At 70.2% G+C, this 22,571-nt stretch carries 19 protein-coding genes; 9 read left to right on the plus strand and 10 right to left on the minus strand.

Translation table 11 applies throughout. From position 1 onward, the window contains the following. Positions 1-250: 250 nt before the first annotated feature. From DIE02_RS10235 to DIE02_RS10245, 3 genes are all read right to left on the minus strand, one after another. Positions 251-454 carry a DUF2970 domain-containing protein gene (locus DIE02_RS10235; protein WP_021164122.1) on the minus strand — a complete coding sequence of 68 codons (204 nt, stop codon included), beginning with the start codon at positions 452-454 and terminating at the stop codon, positions 251-253. Between the two features lie 123 nt (positions 455-577). Further along, positions 578-2,626 carry a pyridoxamine 5'-phosphate oxidase family protein gene (locus DIE02_RS10240; RefSeq protein WP_124528906.1) on the minus strand — a complete coding sequence of 683 codons (2,049 nt, stop codon included), beginning with the start codon at positions 2,624-2,626 and terminating at the stop codon, positions 578-580. Between the two features lie 32 nt (positions 2,627-2,658). Next, a complete protein-coding gene (locus DIE02_RS10245; protein ID WP_124489835.1) occupies positions 2,659-3,303 on the minus strand; it encodes a glutathione S-transferase family protein in 645 nt (214 codons plus the stop codon). Positions 3,304-3,429: 126 nt separating this feature from the next. On the opposite strand from DIE02_RS10245, the gene DIE02_RS10250 reads away from it, so the two are divergent. Continuing rightward, a complete protein-coding gene (locus DIE02_RS10250) occupies positions 3,430-4,383 on the plus strand; it encodes a LysR family transcriptional regulator (protein ID WP_124489836.1) in 954 nt (317 codons plus the stop codon). Positions 4,384-4,556: 173 nt separating this feature from the next. Here the strand turns inward: DIE02_RS10250 and DIE02_RS10255 are convergent, their stop codons facing one another. Then, entirely contained in the window at positions 4,557-5,213 is a 657-nt protein-coding gene (locus tag DIE02_RS10255; RefSeq protein ID WP_124489837.1) for a TetR/AcrR family transcriptional regulator, read from the minus strand. An 88-nt stretch (positions 5,214-5,301) separates the two neighbouring features. Here DIE02_RS10255 and DIE02_RS10260 point away from each other — a divergent pair, with 88 nt between their 5' ends. The 3 genes from DIE02_RS10260 to DIE02_RS10270 are packed head-to-tail and all read left to right on the plus strand — an operon-like array spanning position 5,302 to position 8,760. Then, on the plus strand, positions 5,302-6,204 hold the full coding sequence (locus DIE02_RS10260) for an SDR family oxidoreductase (protein WP_124489838.1): 903 nt from the start codon (positions 5,302-5,304) through the stop codon (positions 6,202-6,204). Beyond that, positions 6,201-7,766, plus strand: coding sequence for an NAD(P)/FAD-dependent oxidoreductase (locus DIE02_RS10265; RefSeq protein WP_124489839.1), 1,566 nt, complete (start codon positions 6,201-6,203; stop codon positions 7,764-7,766). Before DIE02_RS10260 ends, DIE02_RS10265 begins: the two co-directional genes overlap by 4 nt. Positions 7,767-7,773: 7 nt before the next feature. Then, complete coding sequence (locus tag DIE02_RS10270) at positions 7,774-8,760, plus strand: alpha/beta fold hydrolase (protein WP_124489840.1); 987 nt, start codon at positions 7,774-7,776, stop codon at positions 8,758-8,760. Between the two features lie 40 nt (positions 8,761-8,800). Here the strand turns inward: DIE02_RS10270 and DIE02_RS10275 are convergent, their stop codons facing one another. Further along, entirely contained in the window at positions 8,801-9,199 is a 399-nt protein-coding gene (locus tag DIE02_RS10275) for a carboxymuconolactone decarboxylase family protein (protein WP_044848113.1), read from the minus strand. Between the two features lie 369 nt (positions 9,200-9,568). Between DIE02_RS10275 and DIE02_RS10285 the strand changes: the two genes are divergently transcribed. The 4 genes from DIE02_RS10285 (at position 9,569) to DIE02_RS10300 (ending at position 14,708) form a co-directional block, all read left to right on the plus strand. After that, the gene (locus DIE02_RS10285; RefSeq protein WP_185702615.1) at positions 9,569-11,413 is read left to right on the plus strand and encodes a collagen-like triple helix repeat-containing protein; all 1,845 of its coding nucleotides are present in this window, start codon (positions 9,569-9,571) and stop codon (positions 11,411-11,413) included. Positions 11,414-11,533: 120 nt separating this feature from the next. After that, positions 11,534-12,817, plus strand: a complete 1,284-nt coding sequence (locus DIE02_RS10290) for an isoprenylcysteine carboxylmethyltransferase family protein (RefSeq protein WP_124528908.1) — start codon at positions 11,534-11,536, stop codon at positions 12,815-12,817. Positions 12,818-13,403: 586 nt separating this feature from the next. Next, entirely contained in the window at positions 13,404-14,081 is a 678-nt protein-coding gene (locus DIE02_RS10295; protein ID WP_185702616.1) for a histone acetyltransferase, read from the plus strand. A gap of 54 nt (positions 14,082-14,135) precedes the next feature. Further along, on the plus strand, positions 14,136-14,708 hold the full coding sequence (locus DIE02_RS10300; RefSeq protein WP_124528912.1) for an NADPH-dependent FMN reductase: 573 nt from the start codon (positions 14,136-14,138) through the stop codon (positions 14,706-14,708). A gap of 30 nt (positions 14,709-14,738) precedes the next feature. On the opposite strand, the gene DIE02_RS10305 is transcribed toward DIE02_RS10300, so the two are convergent. The 4 genes from DIE02_RS10305 to DIE02_RS10320 are packed head-to-tail and all read right to left on the minus strand — an operon-like array spanning position 14,739 to position 19,826. Further along, on the minus strand, positions 14,739-15,374 hold the full coding sequence (locus DIE02_RS10305) for a DUF2894 domain-containing protein (protein ID WP_124487636.1): 636 nt from the start codon (positions 15,372-15,374) through the stop codon (positions 14,739-14,741). Continuing rightward, complete coding sequence (locus tag DIE02_RS10310; protein ID WP_124487637.1) at positions 15,371-16,015, minus strand: OmpA family protein; 645 nt, start codon at positions 16,013-16,015, stop codon at positions 15,371-15,373. Before DIE02_RS10310 ends, DIE02_RS10305 begins: the two co-directional genes overlap by 4 nt. Positions 16,016-16,018: 3 nt before the next feature. Next, complete coding sequence (locus DIE02_RS10315) at positions 16,019-19,066, minus strand: DUF802 domain-containing protein (RefSeq protein ID WP_124487638.1); 3,048 nt, start codon at positions 19,064-19,066, stop codon at positions 16,019-16,021. Between the two features lie 10 nt (positions 19,067-19,076). Beyond that, on the minus strand, positions 19,077-19,826 hold the full coding sequence (locus DIE02_RS10320) for a DUF3348 domain-containing protein (RefSeq protein ID WP_124528914.1): 750 nt from the start codon (positions 19,824-19,826) through the stop codon (positions 19,077-19,079). Between the two features lie 488 nt (positions 19,827-20,314). Between DIE02_RS10320 and DIE02_RS10325 the strand changes: the two genes are divergently transcribed. Further along, positions 20,315-21,526 carry a hypothetical protein gene (locus tag DIE02_RS10325; RefSeq protein ID WP_124528916.1) on the plus strand — a complete coding sequence of 404 codons (1,212 nt, stop codon included), beginning with the start codon at positions 20,315-20,317 and terminating at the stop codon, positions 21,524-21,526. 241 nt (positions 21,527-21,767) lie between these two features. On the opposite strand, the gene DIE02_RS10335 is transcribed toward DIE02_RS10325, so the two are convergent. After that, positions 21,768-22,406 carry a LysE family translocator gene (locus tag DIE02_RS10335; protein ID WP_044845331.1) on the minus strand — a complete coding sequence of 213 codons (639 nt, stop codon included), beginning with the start codon at positions 22,404-22,406 and terminating at the stop codon, positions 21,768-21,770. Positions 22,407-22,571: the final 165 nt, after the last annotated feature.

Consider the following 22,571-nt stretch of genomic DNA (forward strand, 5'->3'; position numbering starts at 1 on the left):
CCGTCGCGCGCGACATCGCGGCGTGGCGCGCATTTTACCCCGGGCGGGGCTGAAGGCCGTGGAATCGGGTGGAACGGGAGACGGGAACGGCGGGATGGGGGAAATACGCTTCGAATGGTGCGACAGCGGCGGCGATGCGATCGCGATGCACATCGCGCGCGGCGACCTCGACAACCGGTGCAGTCACGCGCCGGTCGAACGAGCGAAAACCGGAGCGGGAATGACGGCCCGCTGCCGGTTCACCCAACGTTCAGAACCCCTGCATCGTCGCGGTCGGATCGACAACCAGATGCACGACGCCGTAGATGACCGCGCCGACCAGCAGCGCGAGCACAATCGCCACGAACGGCAGCAACGTATAGTTGACGTTCGCGAGATCGGCCGCGTGCGCCTTGCTGTTGCGTACGCCGAAGAAACTCCACAGGACCAGCTTGATCATGCCGAGCAGTTTCATGGTTGTGCTCCTTTCATCGAATCGGTTGACGCTATCGTCGATCCGGCCGGCATTCGAAAAAAGAAGCAGTTGCGCGTGCTTTTCGCGCAGCAGGCCGTCTGCGGCGGCGTGTCGCAGGGGCCATCAGCGGTCGAGCACGAGCGCCTCCATGGTGCCCGTCGCGGGCCGCGCGACGCACAGCAGCGCACAGCCCGGTTCGACCGGCGCGTCGGGCGCTTGCACGTAATCGACCGCACCGGACAGCACGCGCGTCGCGCATGTGCCGCACGACCCCGACCGGCATTCGGACGGCACCGCCACGCCCCGGCCTTCGGCGAATTCGAGCAGCGTGCCGTCGGCGGGCGTCCATGCGGCGTCGCGTGCCGAGCGGCGGAACACGACCGGCACGCTTGCCGCCGGCGGCGCCCCGGCCGCGCGGGTCGCGCTGCGCATGACGCTCGACGGCCCGAACGCCTCGAAGCGGATACGCTCGTCCGGCACGTTCAGCGCGCGCAATCCGTCGTACATATCGCGCATGAACGCGGCGGGTCCGCACAGGTAGAAATCGTAGTCGTCGAACGGCAGGATGCGCTTCAGTTGCGCGATGTCGACACGGCCCGGTCGCGCCGCGCCGTCGCGCTGCGGCCGGCTGTCGAACCAGTGCAGCGATACGCGCGGGTCCGCGTCCGCGATGCGCGTCAGTTCCGCTGCAAACGGCCGGTCGGCCGTATCGCGCGCGCCGTGCACGAACACCACGCGGCGCGACGGTGCGTCGTCGGCCAGCGCGCGGCACAGCATCGCGATCATCGGCGTGATGCCGATGCCGGCCGACACCAGCACCGCCGGACGCGGGCTCGCGACGTCGAACGTGAAGCGGCCGCGCGGCATCTGCGCATCGAGCGTCATGCCGGCACGCGCGTGGTCGTGCAGCCAGGCCGACACGCGTCCTTCGCGCTTCACGGTGATCCGGTAATGCGACGCGCCGGGTGCATCGGACAGCGTGTAGCTGCGGATCGTCGGCGAAGCTTCGTCCGGCAGCGCGACGCGTAGCGTCAGATGCTGCCCGGCTTCGTAGGCCGGCAACGCGTCGCCGTCCGCCGCGTCGAAATGAAACGAGCGGATCGCGCGCGCTTCGTCGACGATCTTCGCGATGCGCAGCGGGCGCCAGCTGGAGGGGGACGAGGACGCAGATGCAGGTGCGGATACCGCCGGCACACCAGCCCCCACCTTCCCCGCAAACTGCGGCGCCCGCTCAACCGCCGACCACCGAAACGGCAGCACACCCCGCGTGCGCCGCACTTCGCGCACGTGAAACCGCACGACCCGCTGCGCGCCGTCGAACGACGCGACGAGCGGCCCGTCCCACACGATCTCCGCGTGCGCAGCGACATACAGCAGGTCGCCGCTGTCGAAATCGACGAACAGCAGCCCCGCGCGCGGATCGTGCTGCAGGTTGCCGAGCGTATTGAAGAAGCGGTTGCCGCTGAAATCCGGCGTCGTCAGCGTGTGCGCGTCGTCGACGCGCACGAAGCCGGGCATGCCGCCGCGATGCGACACATCCGCGCCGCGCGCGGCACCCGCATCCGCCGACGTATTCGCACTCGCGACGAAGAACGTATCGGCCTGCGCGAGCAGCGCGCGATCCGCGTCACTCAGCCGGTCCGACACGTCGGCCGCGATGGACACATCGCCTTCGCGCGGCACGAACGTCGGCGTGCGGCCCTGAATGTACTTCGCACAGTTGCCGAAGCTCTGCTCGACCGCGATCGTCAGCGCGCCGCCGTCGACCGCGCGCACGACGCCGTTCACGCGATTGCGCCGGCGCGTGTCGAACTCGATCCCGAGGCCGCCGAGCGGCCCACCGGGTTGCCATGCACCGGCCAGCGGATCGCCGGGCAGCGCGTCGCCGTCGATGCGCAGCGTGCGCGCGTCCGGCGTCGTCACGAAGCCGGGCATCCCGACCCGCAGCGTCGCCCACGGCTGGCCGCCCGCATCGACGCCGCCGAGCACGAAGAACGGCAACTGCGCGAAGAACGTGCGGTGCTGGTCCGGCATGAAGCGCCGGATGCCGCGCCGGCCGGCCGCGTCAGCGGCCTGCGTCACGCCCGCGCGCTGCTGCACGGCCAGCTCGCCCGCATGAAACGGCGCAACATCCAGTTCCCAGCCCGGTACGGCGGCAGTCGGCGCGGTCATCGTGTTCCCCCGGTGAAATCGCGGCTTCGCCGTCAGGCGGCGAGCAGGCCGGCGCGGGTCGGCGGCATCGCGACGAAGCCCGGCAGCGCCTCGACGCGCGCGAGCCACGCGCGCACCTGCGGATACGGTTCGAGCGACACGCCGCCTTCCGGCGCGTGCGCGATGTACGTGTAGGCAGCGATGTCGGCGATCGTCGGTTGCGCGCCCGCGGCGAACGGCTTGCCGGCGAGCTCCTGGTCGATCACGGCGAGCACCTTCGCGGCCGTGCGCTTGGCCGCGTCATGATCGAGCGGCGCGCCGAACACGGTGACGAGCCGCGCGGCGGCCGGCCCCGTGGCGATCGGCCCGGCCGCGTATGACAGCCAGCGCTGCACGGTCGCCGCGCCGGCGGCATCGTCTGGCAGCCAGTGCGCGTCGCCGTAGCGCTTCGCGAGATACACGAGGATCGCGTTCGAATCGGCGAGCACGGTGCCGTCGTCGTCGATCACCGGCACCTGACCGAGCGGATTGAGCGCGAGGAACGCCGGTTCGCGCTGCGCGCCGGCCGCGAGGTCGACGTCGACGGTCTCGAACGGCAGCCCGAGGAGCGACAGGAACAGCCGGACGCGATGCGCGTGCCCGGACAGCGGGAACGAATAGACACGAACCGGACGGGCGGGCTTGCTGGCGGCTGGCATGGGAAAGCTCCTGGATCTCGCGCCGCCGGGAATCGGCGACGAACGGCCCCAGCGTAGCGCTCGCCGTTCGCGGCCAGAAGACGGATAATCGCTGAAACATTATCCGCTTCCATAGGACAATCGACGATGGCCGATCTGCGGGACGTGAACCTGAACCGGCTGGCGATCTTCGTCGCGGTGGTCGATGCCGGCTCGCTGACGGCCGCGGCCGAGCGGCTCGGCCTCGCGAAGACGGTCGTCAGCACGCACATGCAGCGCCTCGAATCCGAAGTCGGCGCGAACCTGCTGGTGCGCACCACGCGACGGCTGAGCGTGACCGATGCGGGGCGCGCGTTCTACGACGCGTGCCGCGACATCGTGCGCGCGACCGAAAGCGCGCTCGACGCGGTGTCGTCCGACGCCGGGCCGCTGCGCGGCACGCTGCGCGTGAGCGTGCCGATCGACTACGGCGCGCTGGTCGTCGCGCCGGCGATCGTCGCGCTGCGCGACGCGCATCCGCGGCTCGACGTCGAACTGATCGCGAACGACCGCATCGCCGATCTCGTCGCGGACAATCTCGACGTCGCGATCCGCATCGGCCGCCTCGCGGATTCGAACTATCGCGCGGTGCAGCTCGGCGAGTACGAGAAATGGCTGGTCGCGAGCCCCGCGTTCGTCGCGCGGCACGGGCTGCCGCGCGACCCGGACGCGCTCGCCGCACTGCCGTTCGTGATGCTGTCGACGCTGTCGCGCCCGCATACGGTCGAACTCGACCACGCGCGCGGCGGCCATGCGTCGGTGCGTTGCGTCGCGCCGGTCGTGTCGAACACCGCGACGGCCTGCCGCGCGATCGCGCTCGCGGGCGGAGGCTTCGGGCTCCTGACGGATTTCTCGATCGCGGAGGACGTCGCGGCCGGCCGGCTCGTGCGGCTGCTGCCCGCGTGGCGCTCGGCGCGGGCCGGGATCCATGCGGTGTATCCGTCGACGCGGTTGCCGTCGCCGAAGGTGCGCGCGTTCATCGACGCGATGAAGGCAAGGATCGCGGCAACGGCCGCCGCGCCGCGTGTGCGCGCGACACGGGCGCGACGCGCCGACGATTGAAGGGGCAACCGCGCATCACATGAACTTCGCGTAGCAGCGCTTTGTTGCTGCACTTTCGCGTATTGAATCCCTTCTGGTTCAGGCTCGACGCGAATTCGTATTCCTGCGCGAATGCCTTGAAGCTACGCACGGCGTTCGCGCGACGGCGCACGACAGACACGCGCTCGCGCCGCCTACCCCGCTTCCCGCAACGTCCCCAGCAGCACCTTCCTGCAACTCGCGACCATCTGCGCCTCCGGGTCGCGATACCCGGTGAGCAGCCACGCCGCGCCGACGTTCGTCATCGCGCCGACCAGCGCGAGCCCGATGAGCCGCTGCTCGGTGCGCTCGGCGGGTGTCGCGGCCTCGCGGGCCGCGCCGATCGCCATGATCAGCTTGCCGAAGTCGAGCAGCATCCGCTGGTACGTCATGTCGGTATCGGCGCTCACGCCCATCACCTCGAGCAGCAGCACGCGCGCCGCGCATGGATCGCGCAGGAAGCCGAAGAACGCGGCGAGCCCCGCGTCGACGCTTTCGCGCAGATCGCCGCCGCGCTCGGCCACCGCGCGTGCGACCGCGTCGTGCAGCTGCTGCGCGTGATGCAGGTAGGTGCAGCGCAGCAGATCCTCGGTGCTGTCGAACGCCGCATAGAAATAGCGGTCGTTGAGCTTCGCTTCCTGGCAGATCGACCGCACGGTCGCCTTGCGGAATCCGACCGTGCCGAACACGCGCGTCGCCGCGCGGATCAACGCATCGCGCCGCTCGGCGGCCCGCACCTCGGGCGCCACGCCGCCGTACGCCCGGCCCCGTTTTTCCGTTTCGAGTGCTTTCTCCATTTCGCTATTTGACATCAGGACACCCGAAAACTAAAGTGGTGACGAATAACACCACAATAGGCGCGCCGCCGATGCAGCGCAAGCGGAACGGGAGGAACGACGCATGAAGGGGTTTTCCGGCAAGGTCGCCGCGATCACGGGTGCCGGTTCGGGCATGGGCCGCAGCCTCGCGGTCGAGCTCGCGCGGCGCGGCTGCGAGGTCGCGCTCGCCGACGTCAACGATGTCGGGCTCGCCGCCACCGCGGCCGCGTGCGCGAAGCACGGCGTGCGCACGAGCACGCGGCGGCTCGACGTCGCCGACCGCGATGCGGTGTTCGCGTGGGCCGATTTCGTGCGCGCCGAACACGGCAAGGTCAACCTGGTCTTCAACAACGCGGGCGTGTCGCTGGCCGCGAGCGCCGAGACCGCGCGCATCGCCGATCTCGAATGGATCGTCGGCATCAACTTCTGGGGCGTCGTGCATGGCACGCAGGCGTTCCTGCCGCACCTGCGCGCGTCGGGCGACGGGCACGTGATCAACACGTCGAGCCTGTTCGGACTCGTCGCGATGCCGACGCAGAGCGCGTACAACGCGACCAAGTTCGCGGTGCGCGGCTTCACCGAGGCACTGCGGATGGAACTCGAACTCGACGGCGCGCCGGTCAGCGCGACCTGCGTGCATCCGGGCGGCGTCGCGACCAACATCGTCGACGCGAGCCGCGTCGATACCAGCATCCACGCGCTCACGGGCCAGGACGAAGCGACCCACCGCCGCCAGGCGAACCGCCTGATCAACGCGACGACGGCCGACGACGCCGCGCGGCAGATTCTCGCCGGCGTCGAGCGCAATGCGCGCCGCGTGCTGGTCGGCGCCGACGCGCGCCGCCTCGACAAGCTCGCGCGCCTGCTCGGCGCCGGCTACCAGCGGCTGGTGCTGCGCCACGTGCGCCGCGCCCGCGCACGCAATCTCGAGCGCACCCGTGCCCCCGCCGCGCGGCCGACCACACCGACCAAGGATCCCGCATGACCTCGACGACGACGACCGACCGGCGCGACGCGCCGTCCGCCTCCGGCGATACCCGTGACCTCGACGTGCTGATCGTCGGCGCCGGCCTGTCCGGCATCGGCGCCGCCTATCACCTGAAAAAGCGCTGCCCGCATGCGAGCGTCGCGATCGTCGAGGCGCGCGATGCGATCGGCGGCACCTGGGACCTGTTCCGCTATCCCGGCGTCCGTTCGGATTCCGACATGTTTACGCTCGGCTACAGCTTCCGCCCGTGGCACAGCGACAAGGCGATCTCGGACGGCCAGACGATCCTCGACTATATCCGCGACACCGCGCGCGCGTACGGCATCGACAAGACGATCCGCTACGGCCAGAAAGTGGTCGCGGCCGACTGGGATTCGAACCGCGCGCGCTGGACGGTTCGCATCGAGCGCACGCGGGACGGCGCGCTCGACACGCTGGTCTACACGTGCCGCTTCCTCTACATGTGCAGCGGCTATTACGACTACGACGGCGGCTACCTGCCCGACTGGGCCGGCATGGAATCGTTCGAAGGCCGGATCGTGCATCCGCAGCAATGGCCGAAGGACCTGTCGTACGCGAACCGGCGCGTCGTCGTGATCGGCAGCGGCGCGACGGCCGTCACGCTGGTGCCGTCGATGGCGGCCGATGCGAAGCACGTGACGATGCTGCAGCGCTCGCCGACCTACATCGTGTCGCTGCCCGCCCGCGACAGGATCGCGAACGCGTTGCGCCGCGTGCTGCCGTCGCGGCTCGCGCACCGGCTCGTGCGCATGAAGAACGTACTGCTGACGATGTACCTGTACAACGTGTCGCGCCGCAAGCCCGAGCGGACGAAGCAATTCATCATCCGCGCGGCCGGCAGGCAGCTCGGCCCCGATTTCGACGTCGCGAAGCACCTGACGCCGCGCTACATGCCGTGGGACCAGCGCGTGTGCCTCGTGCCGAACGGCGACCTGTTCAAGTCGATCCGCGCGGGCCGCGCATCGATCGTCACCGACGAGATCGAGCGCTTCACGCCGACCGGCCTGAAGCTGAAAAGCGGCCAGCAGCTCGTCGCGGACGTGATCGTCACCGCGACCGGGCTGAAGGTGAAGCTGCTCGGCGGCGCGCGCGTCACGGTCGACGGCCGCGCGGTCGATTTGCCGCAGACCGTGTCCTACAAAGGAATGATGTACAGCGACGTGCCGAACCTCGCGTCGTCGTTCGGTTACACGAACGCGTCGTGGACGCTGAAGGCCGAGCTGATCGCGCGCTACGTGTGCCGGCTGCTCAACCACATGCGCGCGAACGGCTACGACACCTGCGTGCCGCGGCTCGGCGCCGGTGACCTCGGCGACGTGCCGGCGGTGAACCTGAGCTCGGGCTACATCCAGCGCGCGGCCGGCATCCTGCCGAAGCAGGGGCACCGCAAGCCGTGGAAGTTCCACCAGAACTACGTGCTCGATCTCGCGTCGCTGAAGTTCAGCGGGCTCGCCGATTCGGCCATGCAGTTCGAACGCCGCGCGAAAGCCGGCCCGGCCGCCGCGCCGGTCGCCGAACCCGTACTCGAAACCCGTTGAGGCCGACATGAGCCATACGCTTCACCTGATCCAGAACGTGCTGCTCGGCGTCGTCGCGATGCTCGCCGCGCTCGCGCTGTTTTCCGGCTACGTCGCGCGTCGCGTGACGCGCGCGTTTCCGCCCGAAGGCCGCTTCGTCGACATCGGCGGCGACCACATCCACTACGTCGAGTACGGCAGCGGGCCGCCGCTCGTGTTCGTGCACGGGCTCGCCGGCCAGTGGCGCAACTTCGCGTACCTGCCGCTCACGCGGCTCGCGCAGCACCATCGCGTGATCCTCGTCGACCGGCCCGGCGCCGGCCGCTCGCTGCGCGGCGCCGGCTCGCAGGCGAACGTGTTCGCGCAGGCACGCACGATCGCCGCGTTCATCGACGCGCTGAAGCTCGACCGGCCCGTGCTCGTCGGCCATTCGCTCGGCGGCGCGATCGCGCTCGCGGTCGGGCTCGACCATCCGGAGCGCGTGAGCCGGCTCGCGCTGATCGCGCCGCTGTCGCACGAGCAGACCGAGCCGCCGGCACCGTTCAAGCCGCTGATGCTACCGTCGCCGCTGGTGCGCCGCTTCGTGTCGTGGACCTTCGCGATCCCGCTGACGATCCTGACCGGCCGCAAGGCCGTCGGTCAGGTGTTCGCACCGGAAGCCGTGCCGCGCGACTTCCCGGTGAAGGGCGGCGGGCTGCTCGGGCTGCGGCCGCACGTGTTCTACGCGACGGCGACCGACCTGCTGTCGGCGCCCGTCGACCTGCCCGCGATGGTGCGCCGCTACGCGGACCTCGCGCTGCCGGTCGACGTGCTGTACGGCCGCGCCGATCCGATCCTGAACTGGCACACGCACGGCGAAGCGCTCGCGCAGAAGTCGGCACGCGTGCGGTTGAAGGTCGTCGAAGGCGGGCACATGCTGCCGGTCACGATTCCCGACGCAACGGCGGACTGGCTGCTCGAAGTCGCCGCCGCGCCAGTCGAGGCGCCGGTGCAGGGCGCGCACGTCGAGCATTGAGCGTCGGCGGGCCTGCCGGCCGCGCCGCGGCGCGCGCCGGTCAGGCTTCGTCGTCGGGCAGCGACAGCCCGAGCTCCGCGATGACCTCGCGCGCGCTGCGGAACGCCTCGACCGCCGCCGGCGCGCCCGCGTACAGCGCGCTGTGCAGCAGCACCTCGCGGATCTCGACGAGGCTCGCGCCGTTGTTGAGCGCGCCACGCACGTGGCCCTTCAGTTCCGTGCCGCGGCCGAGCGCCGCCAGCATCGCGCACGTACAGAGGCTGCGCGTCTTCAGGTCGATGCCGCCGCGCTGCCACGTGCTGCCCCACGCGTGCTCGTTCAGCCAGTTCTGCAGCGGACGCGAAAAACCGTCGAGGTCGCGCATCGCGCGCTCGACGAATGCCTCGCCCATGACTTCGGTGCGGCGCGCCTTGCCCTGTTCCCTGTCCTGTTCGCTCATGTCGTGTCCTGTCTGAAGTCGTGGCCGCTTCGGCGTCGCCCGCGGCCGGGTGGGTTCGCGTCATGTTCGCGGCGCGCGGGTGTTTCGTCAAAGAACGTGCCCTCGGGGCGCGGCCGGCTGCGTCACACGCGGAACACCGGGCCGAACGCTACGTAACATCCAGCCCGGCGTTACGGCACCTTACGGGAACATCACGGCGCGCACAGCGGCGCAACCGGCGCGCCCGTCACGCGAAACCCCCATTCCTCCGTTTAAATCGCGCCGATATTCCCGATTCCCGCAACAAAGCGCCGGCGCATTGCGCGGAAGATGTCATGGCGCGGAATTTGCAGTAATGGCCCGGACACAACTTCCAATGTCGAGGCCACCATGCACCATTACTTAAAAAAGACGACGGTATCGCTGGCCGTCCTGTCGCTGCTCTCACTGTACGGCTGCGGCTCGGTCGACGGGCCGGTCACGCCGTCGATCAAGCCGAGCACGTCGGGGACGTCCGGGACTTCGGGGACATCCGGAACGTCCGGCGGCGGTAGTTCGGGGACTTCGGGTTCGTCGGGGACTTCCGGTACGTCGGGCACTTCCGGCACGTCGGGCACCTCCGGTTCGTCGGGCACCTCCGGTACGTCGGGCACTTCCGGTACGTCGGGCACTTCCGGTACGTCGGGCACCTCCGGTACGTCGGGCACTTCGGGCACTTCTGGCACTTCTGGCACTTCCGGTACTTCGGGCACCTCCGGTACTTCGGGCACCTCCGGTACTTCGGGCACCTCCGGTACGTCGGGCACCTCCGGTACGTCGGGCACCTCCGGTACGTCGGGCACCTCCGGTACTTCGGGCACTTCCGGCACCTCGGGCACGTCCGGTACGTCGGGCACGTCCGGCACCAACACCACCCCGCTCGGCAACGTCCTCCAGCAAACCGGCACGCTCGTCACGGCACTGGGCACGACGGTCGCGAACGGCGGGTCGCAGATCGGCGGCGTACAGGTCCCCGGCACGAACCCGACGACGGCCACCAGCATCGGCAACGCGGTCACCAGCCTCGGCAGCGGCGTGCAGTCGCTTGGCAACGGCGTCGCGGCCGGCCTTGGCTCGATCGGCGTGTCGCCGAACCCGCTCGGCCCGACGCTCACGTCGACCACCGGCCTGCTGACCGGCGCCGGCGGCGCCGTCAACAACCTCGGCAACGCGGTGACGAGCCTCGGCACCGGTCCGCTGGCGCCGCTCGCGCCGGCGACGACCCTGGTCGGCAGTCTCGTCAACACGGTCGGCACCGCGGTCAACTCCACCGCATCGGCGCTCAACACGGCGCTGAACAGCGCGCCGGTCCAGCAACTCGAGACGCAACTCGGCAGCGTGATCAACCCGATCACCAACACGCTGACCGGCGGCGTCACGACGCCTGGCGCCACGCAGACGCTCGGCAACGCGACCCTGCTCGGCGCCCCGCTCAGCGGCCTGCTGAACACGCTCGGCAGCGGCCTCGGCCTCGCCGGTACGCAGGTCGGCAGCGCGACCGGCAACCCGGTCGGCACGAGCGCCGGCAACAGCGTGTCCCAGCTCGGCAACACGGTGTCGTCGACAGGCGGCCTGCTGTCCGGCGGCAGCTCCAGCAGCGGCACCAACCCGCTCGCCCCGATCACCGGCGTGCTCGGTTCGCTGACGGGCGCCCTCGGCGGCGGCAGCAGTTCGAGCGGCTCCGGCGGCACCAGCGGGACGAGCGGCACCAGCGGCGGCCCGCTCGCGCCGATCACGGGCCTGCTCGGCACGGTGACGGGTGCGCTCGGCGGCCTCGGTTCGAGCGGTACGGGCGGCACCAGCGGCACGAGCGGTACCAGCAGCTCGGGCGCCGGCAGCCTGCTGGCACCGGTCACCGGCCTCGTCAACTCGCTGACGCCGCTTGGCGCGAGCCTCACCGGCACGGTCACGACGCCGGGCGGCAACCTGACCGGCAACCTCGGCGGTGCGCTGACGAACGGCCCGGTCGGCACGCTGACGGGCTCGCTGACGTCGGCGGCCGGCACGCTCGGCGCAGTCGGCACGGCCAGCCCGGGCGGCGCGACCGGCACGGTGACGACGCCGTCCGGCAGCGGCACCGTCACGGCCGGCCTGACCGGCAGTTCGAACGGCGGCACCGCGGCTGGCGCGACCAACCTGCTGGCACCGGTGACGAACCTGCTCGGCGGCCTGCTCGGCACCGCCCCGAAGAAGTAACGCGTCACGTATCAGAACCACAGGCCAATGGCCGGGCACATACCAATCCAAAGCCCGGCCGATGGCCGGCGCCACCCGCCAAGCGGGGGCGCCGGCCGTCATCCCGACGAGGATCCGATCATGAATTCCACGCTCGACGGCATCGCCGCGGTCCAGGACCGCCCGCCCCGTTCCGCCACGCCGTTCCGCGCCGGCCTGCTCGGCATCGCGGCCGGTCTCTTCGCGCTGTGGATCACGCGCGACCAGCCGAGCCTCGATGCGGCCACGCGCGCGGTCGTCGCCAGCCTCGCGATCATCGGCACGATCGCGCTGCACGAAATCTTCATCTCGCGCGTCTATCTGCGCCCGAGCGCGGGACTGTCGCGCCAGGCCGTGCGCCCGCTCGGGCTCGCCCGCGTCGCGACGCGGCTCGGCGCGCTGACGTCGATCTACGCCGGCATCGCCGCGATCTACTGGCTGCTGCCCGAATATCACGGCGCGTTCTACCTGCCGTTCTGGTCGCTGCTGCGCTCGCTCGCGCCGTACGTGATCGTCGCCGCGCCGTTCTACTTCGCGTGGATGGATCGCCACCAGCGCGAGACCGACGACGCGTACCTGCTGTGGGGCCGCTACCTGTTCCGCCGCGAGCAGCCCGCGAGCTGGCAGCCCGTGCGCGAGATGCTCGCCGGCTGGGGCGTGAAGGCGTTCTTCCTGCCGCTGATGACGGTCTACCTGTCGAAGGACGCCGATCACCTGAGCGCATCGCTTGCGCACGCAGTGAACGCGCCGATGACGATCGCGACCTTCGTGTTCCTGTACGACCTGTCGTTCACGATGGACCTGATGTTCGGCACCGTCGGCTACCTGTGCACGTTCCGCATCCTCGACAGCCACGTGCGCACCGTCGAGCCGACCACGCTCGGCTGGGTCGCCGCGCTGATGTGCTACCAGCCGTTCTGGTCGCTGATCTCGAACAACTACATCCGCTACGAAGGCTCGCTGTTCTGGGACAACTGGCTGCTGTCCGCGCCGACGCTGCGGGTGATCTGGGGCGCGGCGATCATCCTGCTGCTGATGACCTATGCGCTGTCGACGATCTCGTTCGGGCTGCGTTTCTCGAATCTCACGAACCGCGGGATCATCACGTCGGGCCCGTATCGTTTCACGAAGCATCCGGCGTACATCACGAAGAACCTGTCGTACTGGATGGTGTCGGTGCCGTTCGTCGAGCCGCTCGGCTGGCAGGTCGGGCTGATGCACTGCGCGGGGCTCGTCGCGGTCAATCTGATCTACTACACGCGGGCGAAAACGGAGGAACGTCATTTGATGCGCGATCCTGACTATCGCGCGTACGCGGAATGGATCGCGCAGCATGGCTTGTTCGCGCGGATCAGGCAGGCGTTCGGGGTGCGGCGGGCCGGGTAAGGCTGCAACGCGGGGCGATCGCCGCAACCACCGGGTGAAGAAGGTCGTTGCGGCTCGGCGATCCGTGGACGGGCCCGCTCCCATGAGCAGATCCTGATGAAGTTCGTCTGCCGTGAAGTGTGTGTAATTTCGAGACAAACACCGACAAGCGACATCGACACATCCGCCCCTTGCGACCGATTGTCGCGAAACACCCCCGATTCCCCGCGTTTCGTCGCTTTTGTCCCGCGGTCCGATTGCCTGCCCCGTGCCCGTCGCGTATGGTGCTGACCGTCCGCGCGCCTGCCGCCCGGACCTTCGACCGTCGTCACGCACGACGGCCGCGCGGGCCGTGCCCGCCATCACCGTCTCCGCGGCACCGCCGTTCGGCGCCGCGCGTTCATGAGGAGAGAGGCGTGATCCACAAAGTCCTGATCCTGTTCGCACTCTGCATCGCGGGCCTCGCCGCGATCGCCGCCGGTTTCCAGCACATCCCCAGCTGATTCGCGGCCCCGGCTCGCACGTCGAGCCCGGGGGCCGCTGCCATTTCCTTTCCCGTTTGCGATGAACCCCTTTCTCGATGCGCCCGGGACGGGCGCCTTTTGCCATGCGTATCGACGTACAGCATTCCCAGCACGACATCGACGATGAACTCGACATGCTCCATGCGCGTCTGAACCAGCCGGGCCATCGCCTGCACGGCCTGCCGGCCGTCGCGCTCGGCGACTCGGGCCTGATCGTCCGCCACCGCGAGGCCGACGGCGAATATTTCCTTTACGTCGAGGATCCGTCGGCCCGGCAGCTCGCCGGCTACATGATCTTCAACCGGCTTCCCGAACTGCCGCGCCGCGCGGACCGCTACCTGCGCGCGCCGCATACGCGGCTGCGCGGGTCCGCGCAACGCAAGGGGCTTGCGACGACGCTGTATCGATGGGGACTCGACGCGGGTCTCTGCCTGATCAGCGGCGCACGCCAGTCGGTCGGCGCGGCGCAGCTGTGGACCGCGCTCGCGCACGACTACCGGCACGGCTTCGTCGACGTCGAAGGCCGCGCGCTGCGCTATCTCGGCGAAACCGTCGCGGACGACGTGTACGGTGCGCTGCATACGCGCCGCCTGTTGCTCGGCAACGGATGGTCACTCGGTGACCTGGCACGGGCAACCGGGATGCGCGACACGGTTGCCACCCGGGGTCGGGACACGCAGTTGCCGCGGGACGGACGCGAATCGCATCACCTGCGCCGCGTCGCCGACGCGCGGCACGTCGCTCACGCGCCGATGCGATAATCCGGCGGATCCGCGCGCCGTCGCCGCGCAAGACTCCCACCCCTACGCTCCTCGATGGCTACCGAACCCCGAACCGATTCCGATCGCCGCATCGACATCGTCGCGCTGTGCGGCAGCCTGCGTGCGCAGTCGTACAACGCGGCGCTGCTGGACGCAGCCGCCCGCGTTGCGCCGCGCGGGATGCGCATCACGCGTTTCGATCGTCTCGGCGAATTTCCGCTGTTCAACCCCGATATCGAAGATCCGTCGCCGGCCGCGGTGCGCGACCTGATCGAGCGCCTGAACGCCGCGGACGGCGTTCTGATCGCGAGCCCGGAATACGCGCACGGCGTGACGGGCGTGATGAAGAACGCGCTGGACTGGATCGTGGGATGCGAGGCCGTCGTGTACAAGCCGGTCGCGGTATTGAACGCGTCGCCGCGCGCGACGCATGCGGACGCGGCGCTGCGGGAAACGCTGTCGGTGATGTCGGCGTGCGTCGTCGAGCGCGCGTCGATCGCGCTGCCGATCCTCAGCAGCCGGCTCGACGCGGCGGGCATCGCCGCGCATCCGCCGTTCGCGTCGGCGCTGACCGACGCGTTGCACGCGCTGCGCGCGGCGATCGACGAGCCGGCGACCGCTCGCTAGACAGCGATCGGCGCGACGCAATCGCGTGCGTTATCGCGCCTTGGTGCGCGTGATCTTCTTCGCCGGTTTCAGCGTCTTCGCGGCTTTCGCGCGCGGCGCCTCCTTCTCCGGCTGCGCGCCGCCGCCGGCCAGATCCTCGAGCCACGCCAGCGCATCGATGTACGACAGGAATTGCTGCAGGTATTCCGGCGACAGCTCGCGCATCGTCGCGAGCGACCGGTGCACGAGGCTGTTCGAATTGAGCGGTCCCGCGTTGCGCGGCACCTGGTCGAGCGACTGGCGGTACTGCTGTTCGGTGCGGACCTTCGACCACATCGCGCGGAAGTAGTCGATCAGCGCGGGATCGATCCCGCGGCGATCGGCCTGTGCGTCGCGCGCGAGGCGCTCGACGAGCCCGCCGATCGCACTGCGCGCAGGCGCCTGCGCGTTCGCTTGCGCCGCTGAGCCGGCGGCTGCCGCTTCACCGGCTCGCGCGACGATCTGCGCAAACTCCTCCAGCAGCATCGCGAGCCGCGCATCGAGCAACGCGCGCGCATCGCCGTCGAGCGCGGCCGCGCGCTTCTCGAGCGCGTCGAGCCGATGGAAGCGCACCGGATCGAGCCGGTCGGCGCCCTGCTCGCGCCACGCGTCGAGCGTCGCGCGCACGTGCGTCGCGTCGTCCGTCACTTCGCCTTCCCTCCGCTCGACGCGGTCTTGCGCGGCACCGGCGCGATCTCCACGCGACGGTTCTTCGCGCGGCCTTCATCGTCCGCATTCGAGCTGACCGGCTGCTCGGAGCCGAACGCGGCCGCGAACACCGACTTCGCCGGCACGCCGGCGTCGATCAGCGCACGCGTGACCGTCAGCGCGCGCTTGGCCGACAGTTCCCAGTTGTCCGCGAACTGGCGGTTGCCGGCGCGCACCTGCTGGTCGTCGGCGAAGCCGCTGATCATCAGGATCTCGTCGCGCGTCGTCAGGTAGGCGGCCAGCGGCGCAGCCAGCGTCTTCAACAGATCGCGGCCCTCGGGCTGCAACTGGTCGGAGTTCAGCGCGAACAGCACGTTGCCGCTGATGCCGATGCGGCCGTTCACGAGTGTCACGCGGCCGGCCGCGAGCGGCCCGGCCAGCGCCTCCTCGAGCGACTTGCGCTGCTGCGCTTCCTGCTGGCGCGCGCGCACGGCTTCCTCGAGCTTCGACGTGAGCTGCAACTGCATGCCGATCACGCCGACGAGGACCAGCACGAACGCGCCGAGCAGCACCGACATCAGGTCGGCGAACGCGGGCCACACCGGCGCGGAAGGCGCGCCGTCGTCGATTTCGTCGTGCATGCGTTACGCTCCGACCGATGCCCGCCGACCGGCGATCTGCTGCAGGTCCTCGACGATCTGCTTCTGCGACATCATGCTCAGGTCGATCACCTCGCGCGCCTGCGCGACGTAGTACTCGAGCTGCTCGTCGCTGCGCGCGAGCGATTTCTCGAGCGCGGCCTCGATGCGCTGCAGGTGGTTCAGCAGCTTGTCGTTCGACTCGCCGAACACCTGCACGGCCGCGCCGAACGCATCGCCGAGGCTCGCGACCTCGACCGCACCGGCCGTGACCTGTGCGGCCACCGAATCGAGCTTGCGCGTTTCGGCATCGACGGCGTCGTTGAAGCGCGCGCCGACGCGCTCGAGCAGGTCGGCCGACGTGCTGACGAGCGCATCGATCGCGGTACGCTGTTCGGTCGACGCGTGATTGACCGCGCCGAGCAGCGTCTCGAGCGTCGCGAGCAAGCGGCTGCGCTCCTCGAGCATCGCGGTGTCGCGCACCATGCTGTCGGACAGGCGCTGGCGCAGTTCGGCGACGACGTCGGCCGCGGCCTTCGGCGCTTCCGATGCGGCCTGCACGAGGCGCGAGATCTCGTTGATCGTGTCGCTTGCATGCACCTGCGCCTGCGCGGTGATGTCGTTCGCGGTGCGGGTCAGCGTGTCGCAGATGTCCTGCTGGCGCGTCGCAGCCTGCGCGCTCGTCTGCGCCCATTCGTCGCGCAGCGCGGCGGCCATCGCGGCGAGCGAGTCGTTCCATGCGGACAGGCGTTCTTCGTCGCGCGCGGCCAGTTGCGTTTGCAGGCCGGCGTGCGAATCGCGGATCGTCGACAACAGGTCGTTCGAACGTTGCTCGAACGTCGCTGCTTGTGCGGTCAGATCGCGCGTGGTTTGTGCGAGTGCGTCGCAGATTTCCTGCTGACGGCCCGCGCTGTGCACGCCCGCGCGCTGCCACTCTTCGCCGAGCTTTGCAGCCATCGCGGCCAGCGAATCGTTCCATGCCGACAGGCGTTCTTCGTCGCGTGCGGCCAGTTGCGTTTGCAGCCCCGTGTGCGAATCGCGGATCGTCGCCAGCAGGTCGTTCGAACGTTGCTCGAACGTCGCTGCTTGTGCGGTCAGATCGCGCGTGGTTTGTGCAAGGGCGTCGCAGATTTCCTGCTGACGGCCCGCACTGTGCACGCCCGCGCGCTGCCACTCGTCGCCGAGCTTCGTCGCCATCGCGGCGAGCGAGTCGTTCCATGCGGACAGGCGCTCCTCATCGCGCGCGGCCAGTTGCGTTTGCAGCCCCGTGTGCGAATCGCGAATCGTCGACAGCAGATCGTTCGAACGTTGTTCGAACGTAGACGCCTGTGCCGCGAGATCGCGCGTCGTCTGTGCGAGCGCATCGCAGATTTCCTGCTGACGGCCCGCGCTGTGTACGCCCGCACGCTGCCACTCGTCGCCAAGCTTCGTCGCCATCGCGGCGAGCGAGTCGTTCCATGCGGACAGACGTTCCTCGTCGCGTGCCGCGAGTTGCGTCTGCAAGCCCGTATGCGACTCGCGGATCGTCGACAGCAGATCGCTCGAACGTTGTTCGAACGTAGACGCCTGTGCCGCGAGATCGCGCGTCGTTTGCGCCAGCGCATCGCAGATTTCCTGCTGGCGGCCCGCGCTGTGCGCGCCCGCGCGCTGCCATTCGTCGCCGAGCTTCGCGGCCATCGCCGTGAGCGACGCATTCCACGCCGCCAGGCGTTCCTCGTCGCGCGCGGCCAGTTGCGTCTGCAGCCCCGCATGCGACTCGCGCATCGCGGCGAGCGCCGCGCCCGAATGCCGCTCGAAGGTCGCGGCGGCTTCGGCGAGCGCCTGCGCATGCTGGCCGGCCAGCGTCGCGCCGACCTGCTCCTGGCGCGCAAGCGCATCGCGCCACGCGTCGGACAGCCGGCTTTCGGTCGATTCGAGGCGCGTCGCGACGCCGTCGAGCAGGTCCGTCGACCGCTGCGCGAAGGTGTCGGTGAACTGGCCGAGCGTCGTCTGCAATTGCTGCGCGACGGCGTCGCCCGCGCGGCGCTGCTCGTCGAGCGCGCGGTTCCAGACGGCCGTCACGTTCCCGGTGGTCTTCTCGAAACCGTCGGTCAGCCCGTCGAGCTGACGCTGCACGGCGCCCGTCACGGTGTCGCGCAGCGCGGCCATCTCCTGCGCGAGCCCCGTCATCGTCGCCGCGACGACCGGCTGCAGCGCGGCACCGGCCACCCGTGCGCTTTCGGCGGCGCTTTCCTTCAGCGCATCGCCGACGTTCGACGCCAGGCCCGCATACGCGCGCTCGGTCCGATCGAAGAACGCCTGCTGGCTTTCGATCTGGCGATCGTGCAGCGCGACGCTGCGCGCCTCGAGCGTCGTCATCATCGTCTGCAGCCGGTCGACCAGGGCCGGCATCACGTCGGCCTGGCGCTGCAGCAGCCGGAAGGATTCGTCGCGCTGGTGTGCGGACGAATGCACGCGCAGCGTCGTCGCGATCTTCGCGTCGAGTTGCTGGCCCGCGTCGAGCCGTTCGCGGCGCACGAGCGCGGACAGGAGGCCGAGCATCGCCGACGTCGCGACGCCCGCGATCGACGTGCCGAACGCGAAGCCGAGGCCCTTCACCGGCGCGATCAGCGACGCGCGGATCGCGTCGAGGTCGGTCGCGCTTTCGAGCGCGGCGCCCGTGCCCTTCAGCGTGACGACCATCCCGAGCAGCGTGCCGAGCATGCCGAGCAGCACGAGCAGGCCGACGAGATACGGCGTCAGCGACGGGCCCGGCAGCGCGACGCGCGCGCCTTCGACGCGCGCCCGCACGGCGCCGCGCAGGCCCGCGGGCAGCGTGTCGAGCCAGGTGTCGAGCTGCGCCGGCGGTTCGGTCAGCCCGGCCACCGCGCGCGACAACGTGGCGGTCGCCTGCCGGTAGCGCCGCAGCTCCCACGCACCGGCGACGTAGCACGCGCCGATCAGCAGCGTGACGGCCGTCGCGAGCGGGTTCGACGCGACATAGCCGACGCCGATCCAGCACACTGCGAGCAGGCCGGCGATGAAGACAACGAGATCAAGACGAATTCTGGACATAGCGTAGGGATTAGCAGGTACGAAGGGCCGCGAGCAGCCCGTCTACCGTTTGAAACCGGACTTCGAGTTCGGCGAGCAGGATGCTTTGCATCTCGTTGCGGAACGTGTCGAGCCACGTGCCGGGCACGATCGCCGCAGCGGGCGGTGCGTCGCCGTCGGGATCGGCAGCGGCCGCCGCTTGCGCGTCGGCCAGCGCCTGCCGTTCCGCGTCGCGCAGCCGCTCGAAGCGCGTGCCGAGCAGCGCGGGCACGGCGGACAGCAGGCTGCGCTCGCGCGCGCCGAGCACGCGCTCCATGATCGCGTCGAGCGCCGCTAGCCGCGCCATCCCGGACGCGCGCGCGGCCAGCGCGACCCGCAGGCGGCCGCGCAACTGGCCGATCGCCGTTTCCATTTCCTGCTGCAGGGACAGACAGCTCTGGCGGAAATCCGCGAAGTCCGCCATGTCGGCGGGCGGCGGCGGCATTTCGCCGGGGCGCCGCCGCGTACGCGGACGGTGGGCGGCCGTGATCGCCTGCGCGAGGTCGTGACGCACGCGCGCGCAGTCGCGCTCGGCGTCGTAACCGCGCACGCCGGCCGCGACGCCGGGCGGGCTCGCATTCAGCGCGGACGACAGCGTGATCGCGTCGGTCCAGCCGAGCCACTGGCTCAGGCGGTCCGACAGCGTCTGCCGGGATTCCGCGACGTCGGCATCGGTCAGGCGCGCGAGCAGCCGGACGAGCGTCGGGCCGCTCAGTGCCGGGCGCGGGGGTGCTTGCACCATGCTGCAAACCGTCAAAAAAGGCAGCAGTTTACACGTCGTCGGGAGGTCGGCCGCCAGAATCGGGGAAGCGGCCCGGCACGGCACGCCGCACAACCGGCGCGAACGCCCGCCGCACAAGGCTCGCGGGGCGGTCGTCGGGGTTTTCGCCAGCGCCGGCGTGGGTCAGGCGACGATTCGGGCCGCGTTCCAGAGCCGGAGCGGGCGGGCGCGGGCCGGTTCGGGGTTCGGTGCGCGGGCTCGCGCCTGTGCATCAACAAACACTCACCCACACGCGTTTCCATCACGGACGTGCGGTACCATCGCGACACCCGCCACGCGAATCGCGTCCGACGCGGGCGCGCGCCGCCATGCAGCCGGCACGCGCCACCGGCCGCATTCCGGGTATCCGGCCGATATCGGCGGGTCGCAGCGCGCGCCCCCAAGGGAGACGGGGCGCCGCCCATGACAACGAGAGATCGATAACAGACGGGCCCGCCCGACCGCATACGATGATTTCCGACTTCGTCGCGCGCCTGCGCGAGCGCTTCAGCAAACCGCCCACCCGGCAGGACTTCGCCGAACGCCTGATCGCCGCGCTACGCGCGACCGGCGACACGCGCGAGTGGCTTCACGAGGACGACAAGGGCCGTCTCGTGCAAGCCGATGCCCCGTCGAACATCATCAACCTCCACAACCTGTTCCGCGATTACGCGGACGCGAAGCCCACCGAGCGCGAAGCGACGCTGCTGCGCCAGGCGAACGCGATGATGCAGCACGAGATCCCGGCGAACTTCGCCGACGTGCGCGCGCGGCTGCGCCCCGTGATCCGCAGCGCGACCGAGCGCGGCACGGTCGCGCTGCAGCTCGCCGGACAGCCCGAAGCGTCGGAGGTGGCGTTCCGGCCACTGTGCGAGAACCTCGAGATCGGCATCGCGTACGACGGCGAATTCAGCGTCGCGCGGCTGACGAGCGCGCGGCTCGCCGAATGGGGCGTCAGCTTCGACGCCGCCTGCGACATCGCGATCGACAACCTGCGCGGCGCGTCGTCGGCACCGTGGGTCGCGTTGCGCGACGGCGTGTTCCTGTCGCAGTTCGGCGACTACTACGACGCGGCGCGGTTGCTGCTGACCGACCTGCTGCATCGCCAGCCGATCTCCGGCGCGCCGGTGGTGATGGCGCCGAACCGGGCCGTGCTGCTGCTCACCGGCGACCGCAACACGGCCGGTCTCGCGACGATGGTCGAACTCGCCGAACACGCGCGCGCGCAGCCGCGTCCGCTGCCGCCGCTGATGCTGCGCTGGGACGGCGCCGCGTGGCGGAACTTCATCCCGGCAGGACTGGAGGCGAAGCTGCACGCGCTGCGCGTGGACGAACTCGCCGGCGACTACCAGGATCAGCGCACGCAGCTGGACGACCTGCACAAGCGGGACGGCACCGACATCTTCGTGGCGACCTACACCGTGTACCGGCGGCAGAACGGCGAGCTGTTCAGTGTCAGCGTGTGGAGCGACGGCGTGCCGACGCTGCTGCCCGAGACGGACATCGTCGTGCTCTACCGGGAAGCGACGCGGCAGTCGGCGCACGTGCCGATGGCCGCGCTGCGAGAGACCTGCGGCGACCTGATGACGGCCACCGCGCATCGGCCGGTGCGGTACGAAGTGAAGGCGTTTCCGGACGAGGCGCGGTTCGCGGCGCTGCTGGAGCGGTTTCCGGCGGTGTGACGCGCGCTCGCGCTCGCGCGGGGCGGAGTGGCGGAGTGGCGGAGTGGGCGGACGGGCGGACGGGCGGACGGGCGGACGGGCGGAGTGGGCGGACGGGCGGACGGGCGGACGGGCGGACGGGCGGACGGGTGGAAAGGAATCGCCCGGCTCGGACCGTCCCGCCACCGGCCGGAATGACGGGCAGCGCCGGCATGCCCGTCGGGAATGAAACGGCGGTGCGCGCGAGCGGCACCGCCTGCCGTCAGATCCCCGCTTTCGGCGCGTTCAGGATCAACCGCAGGCCGAGCAGCGTGATCGCGCCGGCCGCGACGCGATCGACCCACTTCTTCGCGCGCAGGTAGAGTTCGCGCGGCCGGCGGGTCGAAAAGCACAGCGCGACGATCGTGTACCAGCCGAATTCGACGCCGAACACGAGCGGCGGCAGCGCCAGGTAGCACCACAGCGGCGGATGCTGCGGCAACAGCGCCGCGAAGATGCTGCCGTACCAGATCGCCGTCTTCGGATTGCTCAGCTGGGTCGTGAGGCCGGTCCAGAACGACTTGCGCGCGCTGCCGGCGACGACGGCCTGCGGGTCGTCCATCGCGATCGGCCGGTCGGCGCCGCGCCAGATCTTCGACGCCATGTAGATCAGGTATGCGCCGCCGGCCACCTTGAGCCCGACGTACAGCCATTCGACCGCCTGCAGCAGCGTATAGAGCCCGGCCAGCGCGACGCCGCCGAACGCGATCCCGCCGACGCCCATGCCGAGCGCGGTCGCGAGCCCGTCGCGGCGCGACAGCCCGATCGAATTGCGGGCGACCAGCACGAAACTCGGTCCCGGAATCATTGCGCCAAGCCACAGCGCGGCCAGAATGGCGAGTACGGCAGCCGATGCAGTCATCGAAGTCTCCTTGGTCGACGGCGCCGAAACGCCGGCGCCTGCGTGTCGCGTCGAGAATCGAGTCGCATTGCATCGATCGCCGACGCTGAAGCCGACGATTCTGGCACGCTTCGCCGCCCGCCGAAAGCGCCCGCGCGCTGCTATGCTGGCTGCCGTTCCCGCCCT

The organism is Burkholderia sp. Bp8991 (assembly GCF_003853795.1).
Classification (GTDB): domain Bacteria; phylum Pseudomonadota; class Gammaproteobacteria; order Burkholderiales; family Burkholderiaceae; genus Burkholderia.

Bases quoted from the DNA above. Each gene is read 5' to 3' on its own strand.
- DIE02_RS10235 (WP_021164122.1), bottom strand. From the start codon at position 454: ATGAAACTGCTCGGCATGATCAAGCTGGTCCTGTGGAGTTTCTTCGGC.
- DIE02_RS10320 (WP_124528914.1), bottom strand. From the start codon at position 19,826: ATGGTGCAAGCACCCCCGCGCCCGGCACTGAGCGGCCCGACGCTCGTC.
- DIE02_RS10335 (WP_044845331.1), bottom strand. From the start codon at position 22,406: ATGACTGCATCGGCTGCCGTACTCGCCATTCTGGCCGCGCTGTGGCTT.
- DIE02_RS10245 (WP_124489835.1), bottom strand. From the start codon at position 3,303: ATGCCAGCCGCCAGCAAGCCCGCCCGTCCGGTTCGTGTCTATTCGTTC.
- DIE02_RS10240 (WP_124528906.1), bottom strand. From the start codon at position 2,626: ATGACCGCGCCGACTGCCGCCGTACCGGGCTGGGAACTGGATGTTGCG.
- DIE02_RS10285 (WP_185702615.1), top strand. From the start codon at position 9,569: ATGCACCATTACTTAAAAAAGACGACGGTATCGCTGGCCGTCCTGTCG.
- DIE02_RS10250 (WP_124489836.1), top strand. From the start codon at position 3,430: ATGGCCGATCTGCGGGACGTGAACCTGAACCGGCTGGCGATCTTCGTC.
- DIE02_RS10290 (WP_124528908.1), top strand. From the start codon at position 11,534: ATGAATTCCACGCTCGACGGCATCGCCGCGGTCCAGGACCGCCCGCCC.
- DIE02_RS10255 (WP_124489837.1), bottom strand. From the start codon at position 5,213: ATGTCAAATAGCGAAATGGAGAAAGCACTCGAAACGGAAAAACGGGGC.
- DIE02_RS10300 (WP_124528912.1), top strand. From the start codon at position 14,136: ATGGCTACCGAACCCCGAACCGATTCCGATCGCCGCATCGACATCGTC.
- DIE02_RS10325 (WP_124528916.1), top strand. From the start codon at position 20,315: ATGATTTCCGACTTCGTCGCGCGCCTGCGCGAGCGCTTCAGCAAACCG.
- DIE02_RS10265 (WP_124489839.1), top strand. From the start codon at position 6,201: ATGACCTCGACGACGACGACCGACCGGCGCGACGCGCCGTCCGCCTCC.
- DIE02_RS10295 (WP_185702616.1), top strand. From the start codon at position 13,404: ATGCGTATCGACGTACAGCATTCCCAGCACGACATCGACGATGAACTC.
- DIE02_RS10275 (WP_044848113.1), bottom strand. From the start codon at position 9,199: ATGAGCGAACAGGACAGGGAACAGGGCAAGGCGCGCCGCACCGAAGTC.
- DIE02_RS10310 (WP_124487637.1), bottom strand. From the start codon at position 16,015: ATGCACGACGAAATCGACGACGGCGCGCCTTCCGCGCCGGTGTGGCCC.
- DIE02_RS10270 (WP_124489840.1), top strand. From the start codon at position 7,774: ATGAGCCATACGCTTCACCTGATCCAGAACGTGCTGCTCGGCGTCGTC.
- DIE02_RS10260 (WP_124489838.1), top strand. From the start codon at position 5,302: ATGAAGGGGTTTTCCGGCAAGGTCGCCGCGATCACGGGTGCCGGTTCG.
- DIE02_RS10315 (WP_124487638.1), bottom strand. From the start codon at position 19,066: ATGTCCAGAATTCGTCTTGATCTCGTTGTCTTCATCGCCGGCCTGCTC.